Raw genomic sequence first — 6,000 nt, forward strand, 5'->3', positions numbered from 1 at the left:
GTGGTTGGGGCCACATGAGGTGAATCCATGTAACCGCGCTGCTTCGAACATCTACAAGATTTCAAACATTTTCAAACATTGCCGAGTAACTAACACGACGGTCTTTGGGGACTCTACTGTGAAACTTTGCTGCCAGTTCTGTTTGAACGAACAGAAATGCTGGACGCTGTCAGTTCCACGCTGCTATGAATTCTGGACACCCGAAACGGCGACTACTGAAAAGCCATTACCTAAGAACAGGGATTCCAATGGAGAAATCGAACATCAGCAGACGGTCAGTCCTACAAGTTGGCGGAGCAGCGTCGCTCGCCGCGGCCATCGGGCTGGCAGCCGGCCAACCGGCGTCGGCGTCCGCCCTCCTGGGGTCCAAGCCAAAGGCGACGGAAATCCTGGATCTGGGTCCCGCCGTCGTACAGTTCTCCCTGATGAGCGGCCTGCTGGTTGGCGATGTTCTGTACATCGGTTCCCGCAACCTGGAGCCGGTCCGGATCATTGCCTTCCACGTCCCCACGGGCAAGGTCATCGGCCAAACCGAACTCAGCAACGGCCACTCCATCCAGACGCTGGCCGCCGATCCTTCAGGCCGGTACCTGTACGCCGGTGTCCTCCAGAAGTCCACCGGCACACTGCCGAACCTGTTCCGCTGGGACCTCAACAGTCTCGGCACCAAGGCTACGGCGATCGGCTACATCGGAGACCGTGATGTCCGGGACATCAGCGTTGCACCCAATGGCCGGCTTTATGCAGTTGGCGGCGGAAGCAGCACCGCGCCAGCACTCTGGGAATACAACCCCGCCACAGGCCAGGTAGCGAGCCTTGGCATCCCGGACGCGGGAGCAACCTTGGCCCGCGCCGTAGCCGCGACGGACGCCACGGTGTTCTTCGGTGCGGGCAGCACGCTCAACGGCGGAAGTGGCGCCAGCCGGGCCTGCCTCTACGCCTACGACACATCATCCAAGAAGTTCACCAACGTGACTCCGTCCGAAATCCTGCCAGATCCCAGCATCCGCGACCTCGCAGTGGTGGGGGACAAGCTTGTGGTCAGCTCCGCAGGATCGTTGGAGAACGCCAAGATGGCCGCTCTCAGCCTGGCCAACCACTCGTCGTACGCGCTGACGGTCTCGGAAGGCAAGGTGGCCAAGAGTTTCGCGGTGATGGGGGACAACGTCTATTTCGCCAACGAGACCGGACTTCTCGCCTACTCGCTGGCATCGAACACGATCGCTGCCGTGCCGTTTGAGGGCCCCTCCCTCGGGGAAGTCTGGGGCGTCGATTCCAGGGATGGCAAGTTGCTGGTCACCTCTGGTTATGGCTTCATCGCCGAGATCGACCCCGTAAGCGGCGCCACCAAGACCACCGACCTCGGCGAAGCTGGCGCACCCTCTGATCCTCAATCGGTGATGGGGATCGCGGCAGGCGCAGGTTATGTCTATGTGGGAGGCAACGGCGTCATTGCACGCCGCTCGCTGAAGGATGGCCACGTCACGAACATGAGCGCTCCGGGTGAGGCGAAGGACGCGATCGTTGTGGATGGTGCCCTTTATACAGGCCAGTACAGCGGTCAGGGCATCTGGAGCTACGACCCCCGGAACGGAAAGCCGATCACGCAGGTGGCCGACTTTCCCAAGGAGCAAAACCGGCCCCTGGACGTCTGCTGGGACGAAAGCAACAAGCTTGTCCTGGTAGTCACTCAAGCGGACACCGAGGGCGGAGGTTCGCTGTGGACCTATGACCCGCGCACCGGCAAGAAGGGCTTCTTCGTGAACCCGGTGGATGAGACCCAGTTGGTTCGTGCCGTTGCAAGCCGCGACGGCGTGGCCTACTTGGGCGGCGGCCTTCCGGACGTTGGCGGGGCGGGGACCGTGGTTGCCTTCGACCCAGTGAAGGGCAAGGAACTGTGGAGGATCGATCCCGGACAGAATTCCGGAGTCAGTGCCCTGGCAGTGCAGGGAAAGTACCTCTATGGTGTGTCCCGCAAGGGCACTGTGTTCGTTATCGACCTTCCCAAGCGCAAGCTCGTGCACCAAGCCGATATCACCTCGGTGAGCTACGGCTTCGCAGCCCTGGTGACCAACCGCGGCGCGGTGTATGGCGTTTCCAACACCCACGTCTTCCGCTTCGACCCGAAGACCTTCGAGGTTGCCACCGTGGTGGCCGACATCGACGGCGCTTGGTACAGCGGCTCGCACATTAACAACGATGAGGACGGCTACCTCTACACCATGCGGGGCCGGAACCTCGTGCGGATCAACGACCACCCCCGGCGGTAGGTGCCCGGCGTTGCGGGGCCTGTTTTGCGCTCTCTGGCGAGTATTTACCGCGCAGAGCGGGCCCCGCAACGCACGTGCATACGGTCACCTATGCTTGTTTGAACATCTGGACTCCGGAGAGGGTGGGCATGCTTAGCGGCGAACGCCACGAGAAGATTCTGCGCGAGCTTGAAATGCGGGGATCCCTGACCGTCAATGGGTTCGCGGAGAAGACCGGACTGTCCACCATGACCATCCGCCGGGACCTGACACAGCTTGCTGCCCAAGGGCTGCTGCGCCGGGTCCACGGCGGCGCCGTTCCCGTCCCCTCCGAACGGCCAGGCGACACCGTTCACAGGAGATCCCGCCAGCCGCTCGCAACCCTGGGCCTCATTGTCCCGACCACGGGCTACTACTTTCCGGAGGTCATCCGCGGCGCGGAATCAGCCGCCAGGGAACTGAACGCCCGGCTGATTCTGGGGGTCAGCAACTACTCCGCGGAGGACGAACACCGGCAGCTCCAACGCATGGTGGCCAACTCCGTGGACGGGATACTGTTGGCAACCGCCGGATCCCTTGAACCCGGATCTCCAACGTTCGAGCTGCTGTCCGGGCTGCGAATCCCCGTAGTGCTCGTGGAACGTTCAAGCCGCGTGTTCGAATCCGTGATGTCCGATCACAGCTATGGTGCCGAGCTTGCCCTTGAGCACCTCGTATCCTTGGGCCACCGCAGGATAGGGCTTGCCATCGCCACCAGCCCCACAGCGCCGTGGCTCCGTGAAAGCCACGAGCGCATGGTAGCCAAGCTGGGGCTCGAAACTGATGCGCCCATCATGGAATACGTTCGTTCAGTGGTGGGCGCAGGCAACAACCAAAAAGAGTTCGCGAAATTCCTCAGAGACTGCCGTCGCACTGAGACGCACGCGGCCCTGGTGCTCCCGGACGAGGAAGCCATCACGTTGATTAACCTCGCCGAGGAATCAGGGCTGGACGTCCCGGAGGACCTGGCGATCGTGGCCTACGACGACGAGGTGGCGGACCTCGCCCCCGTGCCCCTGACCTCCATCGCCCCACCGAAGCGGGACGTAGGCCACGCCGCCGTCGCCATGTGCATGGAACGTCTTGCCGGAAAGACCGGATCTGCGGTTTCGCCGGCCCTCCGCCGGGTGAGCCTGGCCCCGAAACTGATCATCCGGGAGTCCACCGTGCCTGGGGAGGATGTGGAGTAGGGGGAGCCGCTCCAAATGTCAGTGGCCGCAAATAGGTTTGTGACCATGACTGATTCGAGTGCCCTAGCCTTGCCCGCAGACTACTCTGATCTCTTAGACGCGCTCAAGGAACGGGTGCGCCGCGCTCGCCAGACCGCCCTTCGAACCGTCAACACCCAGTTAATCGAATTGTATTGGTCCATCGGCAAGACAGTGATGGAACGCCAACAGGTGGAGCGATGGGGGAGCGGGGTCATGGGACGCCTGGCCGAGGACCTCCGTGCGGAGTTCCCGGAGATGAAGGGCCTTTCTCGACGGAACCTCTTTTACATGCGGGCCTTTGCCACCGCATGGCCGGACCCAATTGTGCAACAAGCTGTTGCACAATTGCCGTGGGGTCATATCACCGTTCTTTTGGACAAGGCAAACACTCGACAGCATCGGGATTGGTATGCCGGTGCCGCAGTTGAGTACGGATGGTCCCGCAATGTCCTGCTGAACATGATCATGAACCGGACGTTGGAAAGGACAGGCGCGGCGCCATCGAACTTTGTCCAACGGCTTGTTGGACAAGATTCCGAACTGGCCCAGCAGGTGGCCAAGGACCCCTACAGCTTCGAATTTCTCGGCCTGTCGGGGGAAGTCGCCGAACGCGACCTTGAACTGGCCCTTACCAGCCGAATCACTGAAACCCTCAGGGAACTCGGGCCGGGATTCTCGTTCGTTGGCCGGCAGGTCCACTTCGATGTCGACGGCGACGACTACTACGTCGACATGCTGTTCTTCCACATGGACCAGAACCGGTACGTCGTCGTAGAGCTCAAGACAGGAAAGTTCCAGCCTGAGTACGCCGGCAAGCTGAACTTTTACGTTGCCCTTGTGGATGACATACTTCGCCGGGAGCATCACAACGAAACGATTGGCATCCTGATCTGCGGCACCAAGAACGACCGCAGCGTCAGGTACAGCCTCGGGCGGTCAACCTCACCCATGGCAGTCGCCGCCTATACATACGACAAGCTCCCGGCCTCCGAACAGCAAGCCCTGCCCAACGAAGGGCACCTGGTCGCTGCGCTCGAATGGGCAGAACCTGACGAGGGACAGGCCGAGCCCACTTAGGCGGTACGGCAACGAGTGCGATTACCCCCGCCACGGCGTGAACCGCGGCCACCAGCCCGGGACATTGCGTTGGTAGTTCAGGTATTGCTCGCCGTAGGTCTCGGTGAGGGTTGGTTCCTCGTAGCCCTTCACGAACGCGACTACCGCGGCGAGGACAATCACTGCATAGATCACCAGCCCCCAACTTCCGAATAGCAGCGCCTGGCCCAGAATGATGCTCAGCACCGCGAGGTACATCGGATTGCGTACGAAGCGGTAGGCGCCCGTCACCACCAGCGTTTCAGTGGGAGCCACCGGAGCGGGCGTTCCCCGGTGCAGGGCGAACAACGCGAAGGCGTGCAGGAGGAAGGCCACCCCGGCAGCGATGGCGCTCCACGCAAAGAGCATCACAATCCACGCTGAGCCCCAGTCAAACCACCGCCAGCCGGAGATCAGTCCGGGAACGAGTCCTGCCACGATGCCGGGTGCGAGGAACAGGAAGAGAACCGTCCCGATCCACGCACGTGCTGGTGAGCTTGCCTGGGCCATGCGCGCCAGAATAGCCCCACCCGGCTTACCGCGCGACCCTCCCGCCAACTCCGCACCCGGACTAGGATGGCGCGCATCAAAGAGCGGCTTGGAAAAATCTCACCAAGAGGAGCACACCATGGGAATTCTCTCCGTTGACCTTTTCATCACCCTCGACGGCGTGTATCAAGCGCCGGGCGGTCCCGACGAGGACACCTCGGGCGGCTTCGAGTTCGGAGGATGGCAGGCGGCGTACTCGGACCAGGAGAGCGGCGAGGCGATCGTCGCGGGAATCGACCGGATGGACGCGCTGCTGCTGGGCCGCAGGACCTATGACATCTTCGCCGGGTTCTGGCCCAACCAGAGTGACCACATTGCCGATACGTTCAACGCCTTGCCAAAGTTCGTGGTGTCGAGGACCCTGACAGACCCGGGATGGGAAGGAACCACAGCGTTGGCCGAGGTGGCGGAGGTGGCCGCACTGAAGGAGAGATTCCAGGACATCCACGTGATCGGCAGCGGCGACCTCGCCAGGTCATTGCTCGAAGCCGACCTCGTGGACCGGCTGAGCCTCTACCTCTACCCACTGACGTTTGGCTCGGGTAGGCGCCTGTTCCCCGACGGAGCCGGCGTGCCCGCAGCCTTTCGCTTGGCGCAGCCACCGCAGGGCTTCTCGAAAGGCGCCGTTGCGCTTGTCTACGAGAAAGCGGGCGCTCCGGTGACAGGGATCGACATCAGCCAGGCGTAACAGCGCACCAAGTACTGCGCGCCAAAAACAGAAGCGTGGGGGGGGGGGGGGGGGCCCCCCCCCCCCCCCCCCCGGGGGGGGGGGGGAGCGGGACAACCCGGAGGGGGGAGAGGCGGGGGGGGCCCGTGGGACGACCCACAACAAAGCGCACCACACCCAAACGCAGGGA

At 62.5% G+C, this 6,000-nt stretch carries 5 protein-coding genes; 4 read left to right on the top strand and 1 reads right to left on the bottom strand.

From position 1 onward, the window contains the following. The first annotated feature begins 248 nt into the window (after positions 1-248). From ACIQH5_RS15830 to ACIQH5_RS15840, 3 genes are all read left to right on the top strand, one after another. A complete protein-coding gene (locus tag ACIQH5_RS15830; protein ID WP_400405053.1) occupies positions 249-2,270 on the top strand; it encodes a PQQ-binding-like beta-propeller repeat protein in 2,022 nt (673 codons plus the stop codon). A 98-nt stretch (positions 2,271-2,368) separates the two neighbouring features. Then, positions 2,369-3,478, top strand: a complete 1,110-nt coding sequence (locus ACIQH5_RS15835; RefSeq protein WP_400405056.1) for a substrate-binding domain-containing protein — start codon at positions 2,369-2,371, stop codon at positions 3,476-3,478. A 45-nt stretch (positions 3,479-3,523) separates the two neighbouring features. After that, a complete protein-coding gene (locus ACIQH5_RS15840; RefSeq protein WP_400405058.1) occupies positions 3,524-4,576 on the top strand; it encodes a YhcG family protein in 1,053 nt (350 codons plus the stop codon). 21 nt (positions 4,577-4,597) lie between these two features. Here the strand turns inward: ACIQH5_RS15840 and ACIQH5_RS15845 are convergent, their stop codons facing one another. After that, on the bottom strand, positions 4,598-5,104 hold the full coding sequence (locus ACIQH5_RS15845; RefSeq protein ID WP_400405060.1) for a methyltransferase family protein: 507 nt from the start codon (positions 5,102-5,104) through the stop codon (positions 4,598-4,600). 118 nt (positions 5,105-5,222) lie between these two features. Between ACIQH5_RS15845 and ACIQH5_RS15850 the strand changes: the two genes are divergently transcribed. Beyond that, positions 5,223-5,831, top strand: a complete 609-nt coding sequence (locus ACIQH5_RS15850) for a dihydrofolate reductase family protein (protein ID WP_400405062.1) — start codon at positions 5,223-5,225, stop codon at positions 5,829-5,831. Positions 5,832-6,000: the final 169 nt, after the last annotated feature.

Source organism: Paenarthrobacter sp. NPDC091711 (assembly GCF_044756605.1).
Classification (GTDB): domain Bacteria; phylum Actinomycetota; class Actinomycetes; order Actinomycetales; family Micrococcaceae; genus Arthrobacter.